Source organism: Williamsia sp. R60 (assembly GCF_054063855.1).
The window spans coordinates 283,472-300,367 of record NZ_JBSSGR010000003.1 but is presented as its reverse complement, the minus strand read 5'-3'; the positions used below and the strand labels follow the sequence as shown (position 1 = coordinate 300,367).

The 16,896-nt window shown below is 62.4% G+C and carries 15 protein-coding genes and 3 pseudogenes; 9 read left to right on the top strand and 9 right to left on the bottom strand.

Annotation, left to right across the window (positions count from 1 at the left end; translation table 11 throughout):
* Window positions 1-45 precede the first annotated feature (45 nt).
* The 3 genes from ACVWY6_RS14775 to ACVWY6_RS14765 all read left to right on the top strand — a co-directional run bounded on the left by ACVWY6_RS14775 (window position 46) and on the right by ACVWY6_RS14765 (window position 4,270).
* Window positions 46-2,721: an NAD-dependent epimerase/dehydratase family protein gene (locus ACVWY6_RS14775; RefSeq protein WP_457540155.1), complete on the top strand. Its 2,676-nt coding sequence runs from the start codon at window positions 46-48 to the stop codon at window positions 2,719-2,721.
* A complete protein-coding gene (locus ACVWY6_RS14770; RefSeq protein WP_457539015.1) occupies window positions 2,718-3,341 on the top strand; it encodes an HAD family hydrolase in 624 nt (207 codons plus the stop codon). The genes ACVWY6_RS14775 and ACVWY6_RS14770 overlap by 4 nt, the downstream gene beginning before the upstream one ends.
* Before the next feature lie 74 nt (window positions 3,342-3,415).
* Window positions 3,416-4,270 (top strand): mycofactocin-coupled SDR family oxidoreductase, encoded by an 855-nt coding sequence (locus ACVWY6_RS14765; RefSeq protein ID WP_457540153.1) that lies wholly within the window; start codon window positions 3,416-3,418, stop codon window positions 4,268-4,270.
* Between the two features lie 759 nt (window positions 4,271-5,029).
* Here the strand turns inward: ACVWY6_RS14765 and ACVWY6_RS14760 are convergent.
* Window positions 5,030-5,352, bottom strand: a pseudogene (locus ACVWY6_RS14760) (SDR family NAD(P)-dependent oxidoreductase); the annotation flags it as partial.
* 244 nt (window positions 5,353-5,596) lie between these two features.
* Between ACVWY6_RS14760 and ACVWY6_RS14755 the strand changes: the two are divergent.
* Both ACVWY6_RS14755 and ACVWY6_RS14750 read left to right on the top strand, forming a co-directional pair.
* Window positions 5,597-5,896: pseudogene (locus ACVWY6_RS14755) on the top strand (CoA transferase); the annotation flags it as partial.
* A gap of 34 nt (window positions 5,897-5,930) precedes the next feature.
* Window positions 5,931-6,575, top strand: coding sequence for a hypothetical protein (locus tag ACVWY6_RS14750; protein ID WP_457539014.1), 645 nt, complete (start codon window positions 5,931-5,933; stop codon window positions 6,573-6,575).
* Window positions 6,576-6,863: 288 nt separating this feature from the next.
* Here ACVWY6_RS14750 and ACVWY6_RS14745 read toward each other — a convergent pair.
* The 4 genes and pseudogenes from ACVWY6_RS14745 to ACVWY6_RS14730 all read right to left on the bottom strand — a co-directional run bounded on the left by ACVWY6_RS14745 (window position 6,864) and on the right by ACVWY6_RS14730 (window position 11,325).
* Window positions 6,864-7,612: pseudogene (locus tag ACVWY6_RS14745) on the bottom strand (glucose 1-dehydrogenase).
* Between the two features lie 82 nt (window positions 7,613-7,694).
* Entirely contained in the window at window positions 7,695-8,234 is a 540-nt protein-coding gene (locus ACVWY6_RS14740) for an LLM class flavin-dependent oxidoreductase (RefSeq protein ID WP_457539012.1), read from the bottom strand.
* A gap of 1,345 nt (window positions 8,235-9,579) precedes the next feature.
* Window positions 9,580-9,933 (bottom strand): VOC family protein, encoded by a 354-nt coding sequence (locus ACVWY6_RS14735; protein WP_457539010.1) that lies wholly within the window; start codon window positions 9,931-9,933, stop codon window positions 9,580-9,582.
* Between the two features lie 108 nt (window positions 9,934-10,041).
* Window positions 10,042-11,325, bottom strand: coding sequence for a serine/threonine-protein kinase (locus tag ACVWY6_RS14730; RefSeq protein ID WP_457539008.1), 1,284 nt, complete (start codon window positions 11,323-11,325; stop codon window positions 10,042-10,044).
* 142 nt (window positions 11,326-11,467) lie between these two features.
* On the opposite strand from ACVWY6_RS14730, the gene ACVWY6_RS14725 reads away from it, so the two are divergent.
* Entirely contained in the window at window positions 11,468-12,241 is a 774-nt protein-coding gene (locus ACVWY6_RS14725; protein ID WP_457539006.1) for a nucleoside phosphorylase, read from the top strand.
* Here the strand turns inward: ACVWY6_RS14725 and ACVWY6_RS14720 are convergent, their stop codons facing one another.
* Entirely contained in the window at window positions 12,242-13,099 is an 858-nt protein-coding gene (locus tag ACVWY6_RS14720; RefSeq protein WP_457539005.1) for an arylamine N-acetyltransferase family protein, read from the bottom strand.
* A 257-nt stretch (window positions 13,100-13,356) separates the two neighbouring features.
* Here ACVWY6_RS14720 and ACVWY6_RS14715 point away from each other — a divergent pair, with 257 nt between their 5' ends.
* Window positions 13,357-13,908 (top strand): NADPH-dependent FMN reductase, encoded by a 552-nt coding sequence (locus ACVWY6_RS14715; protein ID WP_457539003.1) that lies wholly within the window; start codon window positions 13,357-13,359, stop codon window positions 13,906-13,908.
* 111 nt (window positions 13,909-14,019) lie between these two features.
* The gene (locus ACVWY6_RS14710; protein WP_457539001.1) at window positions 14,020-14,442 is read left to right on the top strand and encodes an SgcJ/EcaC family oxidoreductase; all 423 of its coding nucleotides are present in this window, start codon (window positions 14,020-14,022) and stop codon (window positions 14,440-14,442) included.
* A 33-nt stretch (window positions 14,443-14,475) separates the two neighbouring features.
* Here ACVWY6_RS14710 and ACVWY6_RS14705 read toward each other — a convergent pair whose 3' ends face one another.
* Complete coding sequence (locus ACVWY6_RS14705) at window positions 14,476-15,222, bottom strand: SDR family NAD(P)-dependent oxidoreductase (protein ID WP_457539000.1); 747 nt, start codon at window positions 15,220-15,222, stop codon at window positions 14,476-14,478.
* A gap of 88 nt (window positions 15,223-15,310) precedes the next feature.
* Between ACVWY6_RS14705 and ACVWY6_RS14700 the strand changes: the two genes are divergently transcribed.
* A complete protein-coding gene (locus ACVWY6_RS14700) occupies window positions 15,311-15,871 on the top strand; it encodes a TetR family transcriptional regulator (protein WP_457538998.1) in 561 nt (186 codons plus the stop codon).
* Between the two features lie 199 nt (window positions 15,872-16,070).
* Here ACVWY6_RS14700 and ACVWY6_RS14695 read toward each other — a convergent pair whose 3' ends face one another.
* Both ACVWY6_RS14695 and ACVWY6_RS14690 read right to left on the bottom strand, forming a co-directional pair.
* Window positions 16,071-16,370 carry an alkyl sulfatase C-terminal domain-containing protein gene (locus tag ACVWY6_RS14695; protein WP_457538996.1) on the bottom strand — a complete coding sequence of 100 codons (300 nt, stop codon included), beginning with the start codon at window positions 16,368-16,370 and terminating at the stop codon, window positions 16,071-16,073.
* Between the two features lie 40 nt (window positions 16,371-16,410).
* A complete protein-coding gene (locus ACVWY6_RS14690; RefSeq protein WP_457538995.1) occupies window positions 16,411-16,749 on the bottom strand; it encodes a winged helix-turn-helix transcriptional regulator in 339 nt (112 codons plus the stop codon).
* Window positions 16,750-16,896: the final 147 nt, after the last annotated feature.

Here is a 16,896-nt window from a genome sequence, read left to right as displayed (position 1 = left end):
TATACTTGGTGATCTTTGTAGCTGTGTGGAGAGTGGAGTGTGACTATGCGGGTTCTGGTGACCGGTGTCAGTGGGTTGGTTGGACGAAGTACCGCGGAGCGGCTGGCGGGCGCGGGCCACGAGGTCATCGGCGTGAGTCGCAGTGCACCTCTCGAGATGCCGGCCGGTGTGACTCACGTGCGAGGTGACATCGCAGATGACGTACTGATCGCGCGAGCGGTGGAGTGCGTTGACGTCATCGTTCACGCGGCGTTCATGCTCGACGCCCGCGAAGGTGTCGAAGCGATGGCCCGCACCAACGTCAGCGGGACGAAGAACCTGATCCGCGCGGCGGAGGCGGCCGGCGTTCGACGTGCGATATTCCTCTCGTCGACCACGGTCTACGGACCGCGCTCCGGACCGGATGAGCCCCCTCGTACCGAAGCGAGCGGGACGAGCCCACATCCCGATCAGCCGTACGCAGTGCAAAAGGTTGAGTGTGAGCGTCTGTTCGCCGAATCCTCGATGGAATCGGTGATGGTGCGCGCCGGCATCATCCTCGGTCGAGGCACCGACAATCGGATTCAAGAGAACCTGGCCGCACCAATCCACTTTGCGGCGAGCGGTGCTGAGTACGGCTGGCAGATCGTCCACCACGACGACGTGGCCGCTTTCCTGACGTTGGCCGTGTCGTCGAAGGAGACCGGGGTCGTCAACCTCGGCACGGATGCAATCGGTCAGTCATACATCGCCAAAGTGCTCGGAAAAAAGCTCGCCGCGGTTCCACCGTCGGTGATGATCAAGGCTGCCAGCGTCGCCGGAAAGCAACTGCACATCTCTGCCGGAGAGGTGGCGTGCGCGCAACGGATGCCCATCGGGGACACCACGATCCTTCGAGAGCGTTGGGGATTCACGCCGTCGTGGAATGCTCGAGAGACAGTCGAGGACACCCGATTGGCGGTCGTCGCCCGGACCGTGCGGCGCGGCAAGGTGGTCTCCGCCGGTGGTCGTATCCCGTACTCGCATCAAATAGTGCCTGGCGATATCGCGCCATCGGACGGGGCGCCATTGCAGTTCAGCGGTCCGGACGACGTCCGGGGAACGTTTGACACCCCGATCGACCCCCGTTTCCCGGTGTTTTCACAGACCAACCTCTCTGAGGCGTTGCCCGGACCGTCGACCGTGCTGACCCTGGACGTCACGGGCCGTGCGTTGCGTGGAACCACCTCTGCGGTCGCCCGCATCCTCGCGTTGGACGGAGTACTCGGAACCGAAGCCGCTGCCCGGCTCCAGGCGATCCACGCGCATCGGGTGTTCATCAACGCCTCGGGTTCGTACCACGTGGCGCTGGTGATGCCGGGCACCAACCCGGACGCGATGAGGGGACAGTTTTCCGGGACTCACAGCGACGATCTTCCTGGTGGTGAGTTTGCAATCGTGGGCACCTTCCGACCTGAACCGGTCTCCGCGGTGACCAAGGCGAAAAGGGTGGCGACGGTTGGGCGGCGGGTCCTTGGAGTCGTCCGGACGGTGAAGCAGGACGTCCACGAGGTGCGTGTGCAAACGGACAGGCTCGAAAAGCACCTTCATCTGTTGGAATCGATGTCGGACGAGCGACTGCGCAGTGTTTTGCTGCTGGCACGCGACTTGCTCGGTTACGCGTGGACAATCCAGGGCGTGGTGAACCTGGCCAGTGGTGCCGCACTGGAGGTGGCGTCGAAAAATCGCGGCAATGAACTTGGTAATGGTGACGATCTGGAGAGCAGCGCGACGCTGCGCGGAGTCAGACAACTCGCGGCGGAGGCCGCCGCCGATCCCGAGATCGTTGCGCTCCTGAGCGACCGGTCCGAAGGTCTTGCCGATCGCGTGAGAAATCAGGCCCCGGACTTCTGGGCATCGGTCGAGGCTGCGCTCAAGGGTTTCGGACATCGGGGTCCGGCCGAGGCAGAGTTCGACGCCCGTTCGTTTTCCGACGACATTCCGATGTTCCTCGGAACGGTTGGTCGCGCGGCATCCACCATCAGTAATGGCCCCGCAACCGCGGCGACCGGCAATGCGACGCCTCGGGCGAAGAGCACGCTCGCCCAGCGATTGGCCAAACATCTTCTGTCGCAGCGGGAACAGAACCGTGATCGATGTGTCCGCCTTACCTGGATCACACGCCGGCTCGTACGTGAGCAGGGGCGACGGCTGGTGGCACAGGGTCGAATCGACCACGCTGACGACCTCTTCGCGCTGACACTTCCGGAGCTTTTGGACCCAGCGGACACTGTGCGTGCGACGATCGCTGATCGCCAGGCTGAACGGGTGCGCCTCGCTGCACTGCACATGCCTCCCGTCTTCGCGGGCACATGGGAGGTGGCTGATGTACTGCCGCCCCTCCAACCGGGCGACTCGTTGCGCGGAATCGGGATATGTGGCGGCACCGTGAGGGGGCGCGCGCGAGTGATAAACCACGACACGATCGATGACCTCGAGCCCGACGAAATCATGATCGCTCACGTAACCGACGTCGGATACACCGCTCTCTTCGCTCACGCGGCTGCCGTGGTCACCGATATCGGTGGAGTGATGTCACACGCTGCCGTTGTCGCGCGTGAGTATGGCGTTCCGTGCATCGTCGACACACAGGTGGCGGCGGCCCGTGTGCAGAACGGTGCCCTGGTCGAGATCGATGGCAAGTCCGGGACCCTGACAGTTCTCGAGGCCGCCCAGACACACGGGCATGAGCTCATCAGTTGAACGCATTCAGCGCGATCGTATTCGATTGGGGCGGGGTCCTCACAGATCCTCCATTGGCGGGCCTGGTGGCCTACAACACCGCACTCGGGCTACCGGACGGAGCTCTGTCCGCATACGTGCGTGGGGACGGCGAATTCGCGAAGGTCGAGCGGGGCGAACTCGGTGTGAGGGACTTCCTCAAAGGTGTATGTGTCCGGGTGCGCAACACCTACAACGTCGATGTGGATATTCGCGCACTTGCGTCAGCGATGACCGCATCCCGTGAACTGCAACCGTCCATGATCGAACTGCTCGGAAAGCTCGCGCACTCTTACGATCTCGCGGTGCTCAGCAACAACGTGTCGGAGAACAAAGCGCACCTCGATGCGACGTTGCCGGGAAAGCTGTTCACCTTCGTTCTCAACTCTGCGGACGTCGGCCTCCGCAAACCGGATCCCGACATCTACAAGGAATTGTTGCGCCGTCTCGATCGGGATGCTGCGCAGGTGATCTATGTCGATGACTTCGAGGAGAATCTGCCACCGGCTGCTGCTCTGGGAATCACCACCATCCTGTACCGCGACACCGAGTCGCTACGACAGAGTCTCGCGCAGTTGGGGGTCGACGTTCCTCTGCCATGACAGAGCAGGTGACTGTGGCACTTCGAGCCGAGCGCGGCCGGATAAATAATCTAGAAGGCAGGATGGTTCACATGATGACGACAACGGGCAGAGTCGCCGGCAAGGTCGCGTTGGTGACGGGGGGTGCACGCGGCCAGGGGAAGAGCCATGCCGTCATGCTCGCCGAGCAAGGCGCCGACATAGTTCTTTTCGACATCTGCAAGGACATAGCCAGCAACGACTATCCGCTCGCCACACGTCGCGATCTCGAGGAAGCGGGTCTCGCGGTGGAGAAGACTGGTCAGCGCGTGGTGACCGCTGAGGTCGACGTCCGAGATCGCTTTGCTGTAGAGGCTGCACTCGAGGCCGCGATCGGGGAACTTGGACACCTTGACGTGGTGGTTGCCAACGCGGGGATCTGCCCCTTGGGGGCAGGAAAACCGGTGACCGCGTTCGCCGAAGCGTTCGACGTGGATTTCGTGGGGGTGGTGAACACAATTCATGCCGCGCTGCCATTTCTCGAGGCCGGTGCATCAGTGATCACCACGGGATCCATCGCCGGCCTCATCGCCTCGACATCTGGCGCAGGCGGCCCCGCAGGTCCAGGCGGGCAAGGGTACAACTTCGCAAAACAGTTGGTCGACTCATACACCATGCAGCTCGCGGCGCAGCTCGCGCCCGAGTCGATTCGTGTGAATGTTATCCACCCAACCAACGTCAACACTGACATGCTCCAGAGTCCGATCATGTACAAACAGTTCCGTCCCGACCTCGAGAACCCGACGGCAGAGGATGCGGCAGTCTCCTTCCCTCGCATGCAGGCGATGCCGATTCCGTGGGTTGAGCCGTCCGACATCAGCAATGCGGTTGTTTACCTGGCGTCGGACGAATCCAGATACGTCACGGGAGTGCAGATGAAGATTGATGCGGGAGCGATGCTGAAGCGGTGACCAGAACCAATCGGAGGGCAATGCTGACGAGAGGGAAGATTGCATTCGGCAGCGGAGCTGTCGCACTTCGGTTGCGTGGTCTGAAGTTGAACAAGCTTCCCGCGAGGCGTCTTCGCGTCCCTGGGGATTCAGATGCGTCTTCGGTCTTGTCGCGCTGAGCGTTGTGCGTAGGCCCACCCATGTGCTCATGGCGACTGTTCATCCGTCGCGATCCGAGGTCAGCTGCGCCGATCCGTGGTTCACGATGTTGCGAAACACGCGTTGCGTTTGGTCTTAGTGGCGATCTACGCCGGGGATGGAGCCGATCCGGATGAACCCCTCGACCAGCTCCCTCTCAGTTTGTAGCTAAATGCCGTTTCTGAATCTGCGCGTACTACTTGCCGCGGGTTCACCCGCTGTTCGCTTGCCTACCCTGCGAGATGTTGATTAGCTACATATCTAACTAGGTTATCTTTAACGGGGGATCATGTTTACCATCTGGCGCACGAAGCATGCCTTGAACCGAGGCGTGAACGACACAGCGGTCCGATGTGCGGTGCTGCGGTCCAGACTCCGAGCGCGTTCATTCTTCTGCAAGATGTGCGATGCGGAGTTGGTGACCAAAGAGGCCTTTGCGTACCGCACGTGCAGCGAAAAGTGCGCGTATGACGATTGGATGTACAAGTCGGCTCAGTTGAAGTTGCTGTTCCTGTGACGTGCGGAGTCCGCCGCACTCGCCGACGTGCCAGTCAGCGCTGGCTGCACTGCGAATGTCCGCCCGGGAATGCAGATACCTGCGTTCGCCACCACTACGTCGAGGCCACCGAATCGGGCCACCGGGTCGTTGGCGAGCGACTTAAGCCCGTCGAGGTCGCGTACGTCACCTTGCCGTAGCAACGCCTTGCGGGCTTGAGCTTCGACGAGGGCGCGGTCTCAGCCAGGTCGGCCGGCGTTGCTGAGTCATAGGGCACCCCGGGCAGCGGGCCTGCCAGGTCGACGCCAACGATTTCAGCACCTTCGCGTGCCATGCGAACCGCGTGCGCACGACCCTGCCCGCGTGCGACGCCGGTGATGAATGCGACCTTGTTCGTGAGTTTCGTCATTTGAATGTTCCTCTCTACCTTTAAGTGGACGATGCTGCGGTGTCGCTGCCGTGCGATAACAGTTCGATCAAATGAGCTGTCCGTGAGTGGAGCAGACGCACGGCGCGCACAGTCGAGGACTACGTCGATGTCCTTGCCGACGGCGTCGGCGATCGGTCCGAACATGTGGGAGCTTGTGGTGGTCGATCTGTCTGCGATGTGGGCGGGTCCACTGTGCGGGCAGCTCCTGCAGTCTCTCGGGGGTGCCCGTGGGCCGGTGTTCTGTGGTGATGCAATCGCCGATCCACTGACCGGGCTCGAAGCCGCACATGCAGTGGTTGCCTCGCTTGGTCGTGGTGGTGGTGAACTGATCGACGTTGCGATGGCAGGAGTGGCAGCCGAATACGCAAAGGTGCCGGTGCTGGAAGATGTCGACCCCTTGGGCGACGGCGAGATCGACGTCGCGGCACCACGGGCTCCGCGGTTTCCTGGACCGGTGTTCGAGAGCGTTGACGACAAATGGGTCATCGACCTCGTCGAGAAGCGCCGCGGTCCGGGATGTTGATCAGGAACGCGCGACGATCGCAGCATTTCAGTCAGTGAAAGTCGGTCCGCCACATGTCAACACAGCAACACAGTTGAAAGCGTCGCTCGATCAGAGCGCACCGCACGCGGACGGCTGGGTTCGTGCGGTCGGCTATCGCGACAGTGTCGCGGGAGAGTCGGACCGCCATCGTCTCGACGAGTTGTTCGACCACGCCCCGTTGCGGATCCAACACCGCAGCGGCGCCTTGTGGATGGTGAACACCCTGGGCCTGGTCGCACTGAACCAGCCGGACCACCCCACCGGCCGCTTTTTTCGGCAAGACGCACAGTTCGCCTCGGTAACAGCCGGCGAACCCATGGACTTTGCGCCGCTCAGTGCCCGGCTGGCCGCATTCGGCGTCACCGGGTTCACCGAGGCGACACCCGATCTCGGTCCGCACGACCTTGCCGCATTCGAGGACGCCGTCGACGAAGGCAGGTTGCGGCAGCGAGTTGTCGTACTGTCGCGGCATGGCGGACAACCCTATTCACATATCGAGTCCGGTCCGGTCAAACGCATCCTCGACGACAATTCGTCGGACCTCGACGAGGGGCTCGCTGACCAGCGGAATGGGCTCGCGCCACGACGATGGCACACCACCGGCGAAGTCCTGCTGCGCGGACCTGATGGGGGAGCGCCGGCGCCCGTAGAACATTAAACCCGTTGCCGCAGTGATGCCTTGCGCCGCGATTAGGGTAGCGGCTTGTAATGACGACTGGGACTCCGATCGCCCCAGGCCAGACGTGGTCTGCGGCGGCGATCGACGGCACCACGGCGCGCGGTGTCGCCGAGCCTGGACGGGCATTGGTTTGGTCTGCTTCCACACCGCTACCACCTATGGCCAACATGGCTTCGGGTGCCAGGACTTTTTGATCCACCTTCAGTTCAAAGCAATTCACCGGGGTGAGCACTGATGCCTCACCCCGGTGAATCTCGTCTCTGCTACCTAATGCGCGAGCATTCCGGCATCGACGAGATGTTCCGAACCGGTGATGTACGACGATTCGTCCGACGCCAGGAAGAGGACGAGGTTTGAAACCTCACTCGGGTCAGCGATGCGTCCGAGCGGGATCTCCGCCAGCGCATCACCCCCCTCTTCGTTGGTCGCCTCGACCATCATCGGGGTCTGAATGAAGCCGGGATGCACCGAGTTGACTCGAATGTTCTTCGCGCCGTATTCGATGGCGGTGGCTTTGGTCATTCCCCTCACCGCGAACTTGCTGGCGACGTATGCCAGGCTTGGGAACCCGTAGTTGGCCGCCATTCCTGCGATCGAGGAGATGTTGACGATCGAGCCAATGCCGGCCCGCTCCACAGACGGTAGGACAGACTTCATACCGAAGAACACCCCTCTTGATTGATCTGACACACCTTGCGGTAGTCCTGCTCGGTCAGATCAGCGGTTGTGGCCAAAGGCCCGAGGACTCCCGCATTGTTCACGAGCACATTGATTTCACCGAACGCTGCCACCCCCACCTGGACGACGTTGGCCCAGGAGTCGAGGTCGGTCACGTCGTGATGCACGAAGACGGCATTCTCGCCGAGTTCTTGAGCGAGTCTCTCGCCGGTATCGTCCGAGATGTCAGCCAGCACAACTCATGCACCATGCTTGATGAAGGTCTTTGCGTGCGACTCGCCCATACCTCTCGCAGCACCAGTGATCAGCGCAACTTTGCCCTGCAACCGCTCAGTCATGTCGTCTCCCAGTTCTCAGTGTCGGCTACTTAAACATAGACTTTGGCCGGCAGGGAGATTCGCGGGGCAACTTCCTTGGCGATCATTTCCAGGGACTGGTACCAGGGCGACGGATCCTCGGAATAGTCGTGAGACTCCACCTGGAGGGTGCCCACCCTCCGCTCGCCTCGAACAGCGTGTTGATCTTCTCGACCACAGTGTCCGGTGAACCGACACAGAACACGTTGTCGACGATCCACTCCAAGTTGACGTCGGCCTTGGTCGCGCCGGCATCCTTGATGAACCCGTCCATCATTCCGAAACGCCACCAGATCGGGATGAGGTAGCGCTCGAAGCAGTAGCCGATCGGGCCTTCCATCACGAGCCGCTTCGCTTCTTTGTCGGTGTCGGCGACGAACACGGTCTGCGACACGTGGTAGCGGGAACGGTCTGCAACGTGGCCATTGGCTTCCGCTGCCGTCGAATAGGTTTCCCAGTGCGTCTTGAGCGCATCGAGGCCCGAGAAGATAGACACCGGACGGAATCCGCGCTCACCGGCAAACTTCATCGACGGCGACTTGGCGCTGAAGCCGGTCACTGCGATTTCCGGAGCGCCGCCCCACGGGCTGAAGTCGGCCAGCATGTGCTGATCGTCGCCCTCGTCGGCGTGGGTCTCCTCTGGGTAGCCGGCGTTCCAGAACTTACCCTCGGAGGTCAGGTAGCCGGGGATCAGGGTGGGTCCTCATCGTCGAAGGTAGCTGGGGAGTAGGAGCGGTGGTGTTCGACAGCCACGACCGTCCAGGATGGGCACTGAGCCTCACCGGAGTTCAAACCCGCTTCCAGTACAAACGGCTACCCGACCTGGGGGCATCGCTACTCGAAGCCGCCCACTGCGACTGCGCTAATCAGCTTTAGCGCAGGACGCTACCCCCGTCACCAGGGTAGACATGCCAGCCGCATTTACGCTGCGGCGGTGGACTTTCCGCCCGAGCGGGTAGAGACGGCCGCGCAGCAACTGGTCCTCCGCGACAACTCCGCTCGGTCTATCGATCGACACACCACACGTACAACAACGCCGCGTCAGACGCATCAAGCAGATCCCGTCTGAGGCGCTGGAGTGACCCAGTCCATCGCTGGTCTAATCGGCTTCGACACTGACGAACGGCGCTCTGCGCCAGATCCACTGCTATCGCGATCGGGTGATGCGCGTAAGGCGCCGGCGGCTTAGTTCCTACGGCCGGCGTTCACCTGTGGGAAGGCGTTGTACTGCAATACATTTTACGACGAGGAAGGCGCCGTAACTGTCCTGCGCTGGCAACTGACGCCATGACCCAGAGCCGCCGGGGCGGCTCGACCGACCAGGTGGACGGCCCGCCGTTTTGATTCTGCCGTTGCTCATGGGCATGTCTAGGTCGCGCCTGCGCTCGGGTCGACTTTGTTCCTCGGGTATGCCGTCGCTATGGCCTTCACGCTTCGCTGGATACTCGCGGCAGCAGTGGTTGCCGCGGTCAACGTCGTGCAGAAAAGTGATTGCTCGAATGGGGCGCGATGTGTTTCCTGATGTTCATCAAGTTGGTTAGCCGAAAAAAGTGACAGACACGTCGTCACGTGTCAAAGTTGTATCGGCTCAGATGATCCCGAGACCCACGAGAGTCCGAGCTTCGACAACTCCGCTCGATCAAAGTCTCCGTACAAAGGAAAAGTCATGGGCTCAGTGGAAATCTACGTCTTGGCTGCACTCGCGTTCATCGGCTGGATCCTCGGGTTCTAGCGCTACACCATCACCCGGTGACTATCCCGGGACCGAATCGACCCCGGAGCCGCCGTGCCTCTCCCGGGCACCTCGACTTGTTTCGTCCTTTCCTGACCCATCGCTTTGAGGCGGAGATCTCAGAGGCAGACTTGGCTGGCCCTGGACGCTGAACTAACGCTGCTCCGCAAGACAGGCGCGGACATGCAGCGGTCGGGTATCGACCAATGAGGCGCGATCAGGCGGGGACGAGGTCGAACTCGTTGCCTTCGGGATCGGCAAAGCTGACCCACTGATTGTTGTTCTCGCCGAATGAGCGCAGCTCACGCGCCCCCAGCGCGATCAGGCGGCGGGTCTCGGCATGTACGTCGTCCGATTTGAGGTCGAAGTGCACCCGGTTCTTGACCGTCTTCCCTTCGGGAACCTTGTGGAACATGAGCAGGGGGCCCGAATCACCTTTGCTCGGCGCGATCGAGGCGAATTCCTCCGTGGCGTCGTCGCCCAGGTCGCGTTCGAGTACGCGCGACCAGAAGCCGGCAAGAGCCGCCGCGTTCTGCGCATCGAAACTGATACCGAGTACTTCCAGCGACATGGCTGCCTCTTTCTCTCCATTGCGGTAGTTGGGTTATACCGCGATCGAGCCCGGTCCGGCGGATGAGGCGCAGAGGCGGGCTCGCGCAATCGTGCCGTGACGCTGAGTTCAGTTGTCGTTCTTCTTCTCGCCGTTCCCGTTGCCGTTGCCCGGTTTGTTCTCCTTCTCCTTCTCCTTCTCTTTCTGCTTGTCGTTTCCGGTGTCGGCGGGCACCTCGACGACAGGGGGAGCCGGCTCTGTCGGTGCAGGTGCGGCTGCGGTGGTCGAGGTGGTGGGCACCGTCGCCGTGGTCACCGGTGCTGGCGCGAGTTGCGGGACGCTCGAGGTGGAGGCGCTGGTGGTGCTCGGTGTGGTCGCCGGGGCATCGGAGGAATCGGACCCGAGTGACACGGCCAGAATCCCGGCCACCACGGCGACGATCGCGGCGGCGACGAGCCCCGCTGCCATAAGTGGCCGTCGTGACCGCGACGCAGGTGCGGGAGCCGCTTGTGCTGCGTAGGCAGCAGACGGCGGGATGGGCGAGGTGAATGCCCGGGTCGCAGGCGGAACGGCCGCGGGCACCGGGGGCGCAGCGGGGGGATGCATCGGCTGAACCAGCAGTGCTCGCCGCATGCTCTCGGCATCGGGGAAACGCGCAACAGGGTCAGGTGCCATCGCACGTTCGATCGTCCCGACCAGCATCGGATCGGCAGAGGGCGACAGCGTGCGAAGCGGAGTCGCGTCGTGCTGCAGGATGGCCCGCGCCACCGACAAGATGTTGTCGCCGGCGAACGGACGGAACCCGGCGACCATCTCGTAGCCCATGACGCCGACCGCGTACAGATCGTCGGTGACACCGGCCGGTTTGCCCTCGATCCGATCAGGACTCAGGTAGGCCACTGTTCCCAGCACTTCACCGGTCGCGGTCTGGTTCGACTCAGCGGTTTTCGCGATGCCGAAGTCGGTGACCTTCACAGCGCCCGCCGTACTGAACAGCACATTTCCGGGCTTGATGTCGCGGTGCAGGACTCCGGCTGCGTGCGCGGCGCCGAGCGCGGACAGCACGTCGGCGAGCACCACCCGGACCCGGTCCGGGCTTACGGGAGCCTCGGCGATCTCGTCGGCGAGGGTGCGTCCCGGTAGTCGCTCCATGACGATGAACGGGCGACCACCGTCCTCGCCGCTGTCGTACACGGCCACCACATTGGGATGATTGATGGTGGCAGCGGTACGGGCTTCGCTTTCGAATCGCAGCCGGATATCGGCGGCCGCGGCCAGATCTGAGCGCAGCACTTTCACCGCCACCGGACGTCCGAGTCGCAGATCCCACCCGTCGTACACGTCACCCATGCCGCCGTGGCCGAGCAGACCGCGTAGTTCATAGCGGCCGGCGAGCGTTTCGGGAGCGGGCATTCCCTTACGCTAGCGCCCTTTGTTTCGGGTTTCGCGATCGCTAGTGGATTCATCCGCCGGATGAACTGTCGAGCCCGCTTCGAGTGGCGAGGCCCCGTGCCCTGTGGGAGCGTGAACGCTCCTGAGGACGGGATGGAAAATCGTGTCAGAGCAGATCGTCGACAAGGCTGCCGCGGGGCGTGGTGCCCGGCAGTACCACATCGGGATAGCGCCCGGCGAGGTCGGAAGCGTGGCGCTGCTGCCAGGGGATCCATTTCGGGTGCCGTTTGTGGCGGAGTTCCTCACCGACGTCACCGAGGTCGCACACAACCGCGAACATCGGACCATGACGGGCATGTATCGCGGGAAGATGATCACCGCGACCTCCACTGGAATGGGTTGCCCTTCCACCGCGATCGCGGTGGAGGAACTCGCCCGCGTGGGCGTCACATCCATGATCCGCGTGGGTAGCTCGGCTGCACTGCAGCCGGGTATCGAGCCGGGTGACCTTCTTGTCAGTGAAGGTTCACTCCGTAACGACGGAACCACCGCCGCCTACGTGCACCCGGGGTTTCCGGCGGTGCCCGACATCGGGATTGCCGGCGAACTGCGTCGCACCGCCGAATCGATGAGGGAGCAGCGGGGCGGATTCGGCGTCTATTCGGGTATCAACGCCACCGACGACGCCTTCTACGCCGAGGGCCCCGAGTGGATAGCGCAGCTGACCGCGATGGGGATTCTCAACGTGGAGATGGAGAGCTCTGCACTGTTCGTGGTGGCGAAGTTGCGTGGTCTGCGTGCGGGGATGGTCTGCGCCTGCTCGAGCAACCTCCTCGATGGCGTGAGTGTGTATGACAAGAAGGACTCGGCGCTCAAGGACGGTTGGATGCGCAGCATCGAGGTGGCGCTCGATACCGCTGTGGCACTTGACTTGTGACTAGGTGTCCAGAACTTCCTCGACCCGGTTTCGGAGGCCGTTCACGCCGTCGAGGTTGATCCCGAAGTCGCGTTGCAGCACCTCGATCACCTCGTCAGCCGATTCGAGACGGGTACGGGTCGACGAGCCATCGCGTCCGTGTACCGCCAAGTTGCGGCCGCGCAGATTCCACCGCGCGTCGTCGGTGACCCTGGCCGCACTCAATCCGACCACGAAGACCGACTCCGGATGTGTCGAGACGTACCAGCTCCCGACTTCCAGATCGACCTGCGGCTGCGGGTCCTCGGTGAACCGGTACAGCGGCTGCCATTGGTCGCGTATCAGCGCTTCGAGCACCAACTCCTGATCGCGCCGCCGGATCCGGTAGGGCTCGTGACGAGTCGACTGCACTTCGTCGGTGATCATTTCGACGGGCGATGACAACGTCTGGCCCCCGAAGCCGACGTCGACGAGGTACTTGCCGGCGACACCGGGAATGGTGACTGCGCAGACCTGGTGAGTCCGCGCCGGTAAGTGGTCGTCGGCCTGCATCCACACCACGCGCCCGGTCAATGCGTCAACCTCAAAGCCCAACTCCAACAGTACGTATCGCATCAGGCCGTTGTGTTCATAGCAGTATCCCCCGCGCCCCCGGTGGACCAACTTGTCGGTCATCGCCGCGGCGCTGAGGTCGGCGACGGGCACACCGAGCAGGGGGTCGATGTTCTCGAACGGGATGGTCCGGGTGTGCGCTGCCACCAGCGCGTGCAGGGTTTCGATCGTCGGTCTCGACGGTCCGGTGTGATGGATGCGCCGAAAGTAGGCGTCGATGTCGAGGCCGGATGAGTTCGTGACCGTGGGTGCCGGAAGTGTGCTCATGACAAGAATGGTCCAACTTCAAGTACGGGTGAAGTCAAGGGTTCTGAGGTTCGACTGAAAACTGTCGAATAGCGGCCTCCCGAGGGCAATGTTCCCTCGGTGTTCTCGCACACGGCAGTTTTGAGGCAGCAACAGTTCTCGCTCGACGCGCCAGAACAAAACTCTTGCTGAGACAAACCCGTGGCAACCGGCCGTTCGTATCGTAAGGTCACCGGCGGTCGATCCCGACCGGCACCGTCATGTCTGGAGTGAGTCACATGAAAGTCTCTGTAGTCGTCGGAAACCCCAAACCGCAGTCGCGGACCCGCACTGTGGCGGAGGCGCTGGTACCGGCCCTGCTGACTCCAGGAAACTATGACCTCGAGGTGATCGAGCTCGCCGACTACGCATCTGAATTGTTCGAGTGGTCGTCGGAGCGACTGAAGGCGGTGACCACCGCTGTCGCCGACAGCGACCTGGTGATCTTTGCGACGCCCACTTACAAGGCGTCCTATACGGGTCTGCTCAAAGCGTTCCTCGACCGCTACGGAACCGATGGGCTGCAGGGAGTGGTCGCGATCCCGGTCTTCACCGGCGGCGATCTCACGCATTCGCTCGCTCCCCAGACCACACTGTTGCCGCTGCTCGCCGAACTGGGTGCAGTGGTGCCGGGCCGCGGGTTGTACTTCGTGATCGACGATCTGCCCCGACTCGACGAGTTCATCGCCGAAGCTGTTGCTCGCTATGCGAAGGTGTTTGCGTCTTTGACCGCGGTTGCAGGTGTGGTCGTTGAGGTCGAATCTGCCGACGTGCCAGCGGAAGCGCAGTAGATCCTGGGCGTCTGCCAACTGACAACGGTCGAGCGCTGTCCCACCCCGTACAACGTCTGCGCGTGAACACAGTCTTGACTTCATGCTCACTTGAAGTCCTAGTGTCGTGTCATGACTCAACAATCAAACCGCATCGTGGCGCCAGAGACCGCTGATCTCAACGCAATCCGAAGGATCATCATCGATGTTCAAGAGGGGTTCACCAACAACGACCCTGTTCAGATGAACTCGCACCTTGCCGACGACGCGGTCGTCGTGAACGCCCGTGGGGTGGTCCTCGAAGGGCGCCGGGCAATCGAGGAATCCACGAAAGATGGCCTGTCGACGGGGTTTCTGAGAGACGCGACCGCTTACTACGAATTGGTCGATGTCACGCTGCTGGCCCAAGACGTCATCGTCGCTCGCAAGAACGCGTGGTCCACCTCGGAGGACGCGCGCGACGGCAGGCCCCCGGAGATGAACGCGTTGTATGTCTTTGTCCGTCGCGAGGGTCGTTGGGCGATTTGGCGTCGGCAGAACACACTCGTCGTATGAATCGATCGACGAGCTAGAGGGCCCGCGGTCCGGTCACAGCAACACACCGCCGGATACTTCGATGCGTTCGCCTGTCGCCCAGCGGAACTCGCGGGACACCAGGGCTGAGATCGCGTCGGCGATCTCAGCTGGGTCGCCCACTCGCCCGAGCGCGGTTTGTCCGGACAATCCCGCGCGCATCGCTTCGTCGTCGCGCATGGCTCCGCCGTTGAAGTCGGTTGCGGTGGGGCCGGGCGCGATCGAGTTGATCCGGATGCCCCGAGGGCCGAGTTCGGCAGCGAGGCTGCGGGTAAGAGCTTCGAGGGCCTTCTTTGATGCCGCGTAGACGGAGGTTGCCGGGCTGACGTGCCGGCTGAGCGAACTCGATACGTTCACGATGCTTGCCCCTTCCGACAGGTGTGGCAGGAAAGCCTGGGTGACAAAAAGCGGACCGCGGACGTTGACGGCAAAGGTGGCGTCGAAGTCATCGGCCGTAATGGCGCCAAGCGGCGCGAACAGGCCCACCCCGGCGTTGTTGATAAGTACGTCGATGGTGCTGGCGCTCCACTCGCGCTCGATGCCGGCGAGCACAGCGACACGTGCCGCCTCGATGGAGGCGAGGTCCGCGACATCCAGGTGAACTGCGATGGCTTCGCCGCCCAACTCGACTATCTCATCCACGACCTCGCTGCCACCGCCCCGCGAGGCCGCGACAACTCTGATCTTGTTTCGGGCCAGAGCGAGCGCGGTCGCTCGTCCGAGTCCACGGTTGGCGCCGGTCACGAGGGCGATATGGGTCATGGCTTCTCCAGTCAGATAAGTAAATGAATACTTACTTGTAAGGTAGATCGTGTTGGAATGCCCGTCAACACGAAGCAGGGAGTCAACCATGGCCCGCGACGCCGAGGCGACCAAGGAACGGATCCTCGCTGCGGCAACCGACGAGTTCTCTGCGCACGGATTTGCGGGTGGGCGGGTAGAGCGGATCGCTGCCAAAGCGCAGAGCAACGTTCGGATGATCTACGCGTACTACGGCGGCAAAAGCGGCTTGTTCGACGCGACCCTGGCGGCGGCGCTACGTCGGATGGCCGAGAACGTCCCGCCGCGCCCTGAAGACCTTGCCGGTTGGGCCGGTGACGTGTTCGACCATCATCAGCGTTTCCCCGAAGTGCTTCGGCTTAGCATGTGGGCTCAGCTCGAGCGGCCAGAAGCAACTGCTGAGCCCAGCGAGATTTATCGGGACAAGGCACTCGCCGTCGCGACGGACGCGGCCCAACCATTGTCGGCCGTCGACGTGCTGGTCTTCATCTACGCCATCGCGCAAGCCTGGCAGCTGTCGCCCAAAGGGCTTACCGGACTTGACGAATACGAGACTGATGGAGATGGAGTTGATGCTCACCGGCAGGCTGTGGTCACCGCAGTCGAGAGGATGTTGCAGGCCCGATCCTGAGTCGAGACGTCTCAGATGCCGCCCCGACGACCTGCTGCTGAATCCAGGCGCCTAATTGATTTAGTACCGTCGCCGACTGTCTAAATTCTGCGGCGCCCGCGCAGGTGCGTCACGCCCATGTTCGGGCAGGTGCGCGGCGCACTTCCGTGGGCGTGGGGTCTACGTGCCCGATGCGATTGACAGCGCCTGACGGATCCGATCAGGCGCCCGACCTTTGCGCGAGGCTGGCCTCCAGCATCTCGAGGAGCGATTTCAAAGCGTCGGGGTCGCCATCAATCTTGACGAGTCCGTTTTCGATGGCCTCGGTCACGGTCATCCGATTGCCGGCGATGGCAGCCATTGTCGGCGGCTCCGTCCAAATGACCGCGTCTGCGGGCGTTTCGGGCGACCCCGCTTGGACGCGGGGGAACCCATCTTGAAGTTGTAGTGTCGCAACGCTATTGCCCACGTTGAACTCGAACTTCGCAGTCACTCCTCGAAGTGATTCCTTGTCGAGCATGCGCGCGAGGAACAGCAGTGACCACTCGGCGTGAAAACTCTCATCGGACTTTGGATCTTCGCTGGTGTGATGTCGAGCCCCCCCACAACGCCAACGGCACCATCGCGTCAGCGAGTTCTTGGCCGGGGTCGGTCAGTTCATAGACGGTCGAAGCGGCAGGCGGGCTCAGATACCGCCGCCGGACAATCCCGTCGACCTCGAGTTGTTTGAGTCGCGACGCCAACAAGCTGGTGCCGATGCCGGTCAGCACGTCCGAGAGGTCGGAGTACCGCTTCGGCCCCGACATCAGCTCGCGCACGATCAGCAACGTCCACCGCTCGCCGACCACATCGAGCGCACGGGAAAGCCCACAGAACTGGTCGTAGCTACGTCGCACCATGGCCACCACCGTACCCCAGAACAGTGGTTACAAAAGTGCATACTTCCATTTGTTACTTGTGTACTTCGAAATCTTATGTAAGAGTCGAATCAGCACGGCGGCCCGCGAGGCAACGGCAACCATCGGCGCCCCCTCGGGCTACACGCA

What these genes read in the sequence shown, in the direction of transcription:
- ACVWY6_RS14700 (WP_457538998.1), top strand. Translation starts at nt 15,311, where the DNA reads ATGGCCCGCGACGCCGAGGCGACCAAGGAACGGATCCTCGCTGCGGCA.
- ACVWY6_RS14690 (WP_457538995.1), bottom strand. Translation starts at nt 16,749, where the DNA reads ATGGTGCGACGTAGCTACGACCAGTTCTGTGGGCTTTCCCGTGCGCTC.
- ACVWY6_RS14705 (WP_457539000.1), bottom strand. Translation starts at nt 15,222, where the DNA reads ATGACCCATATCGCCCTCGTGACCGGCGCCAACCGTGGACTCGGACGA.
- ACVWY6_RS14735 (WP_457539010.1), bottom strand. Translation starts at nt 9,933, where the DNA reads ATGTCGCTGGAAGTACTCGGTATCAGTTTCGATGCGCAGAACGCGGCG.
- ACVWY6_RS14710 (WP_457539001.1), top strand. Translation starts at nt 14,020, where the DNA reads ATGACTCAACAATCAAACCGCATCGTGGCGCCAGAGACCGCTGATCTC.
- ACVWY6_RS14720 (WP_457539005.1), bottom strand. Translation starts at nt 13,099, where the DNA reads ATGAGCACACTTCCGGCACCCACGGTCACGAACTCATCCGGCCTCGAC.
- ACVWY6_RS14740 (WP_457539012.1), bottom strand. Translation starts at nt 8,234, where the DNA reads ATGCTGGCCGACTTCAGCCCGTGGGGCGGCGCTCCGGAAATCGCAGTG.
- ACVWY6_RS14715 (WP_457539003.1), top strand. Translation starts at nt 13,357, where the DNA reads ATGAAAGTCTCTGTAGTCGTCGGAAACCCCAAACCGCAGTCGCGGACC.
- ACVWY6_RS14775 (WP_457540155.1), top strand. Translation starts at nt 46, where the DNA reads ATGCGGGTTCTGGTGACCGGTGTCAGTGGGTTGGTTGGACGAAGTACC.
- ACVWY6_RS14765 (WP_457540153.1), top strand. Translation starts at nt 3,416, where the DNA reads ATGACGACAACGGGCAGAGTCGCCGGCAAGGTCGCGTTGGTGACGGGG.
- ACVWY6_RS14695 (WP_457538996.1), bottom strand. Translation starts at nt 16,370, where the DNA reads ATGCTCGACAAGGAATCACTTCGAGGAGTGACTGCGAAGTTCGAGTTC.
- ACVWY6_RS14730 (WP_457539008.1), bottom strand. Translation starts at nt 11,325, where the DNA reads ATGCCCGCTCCCGAAACGCTCGCCGGCCGCTATGAACTACGCGGTCTG.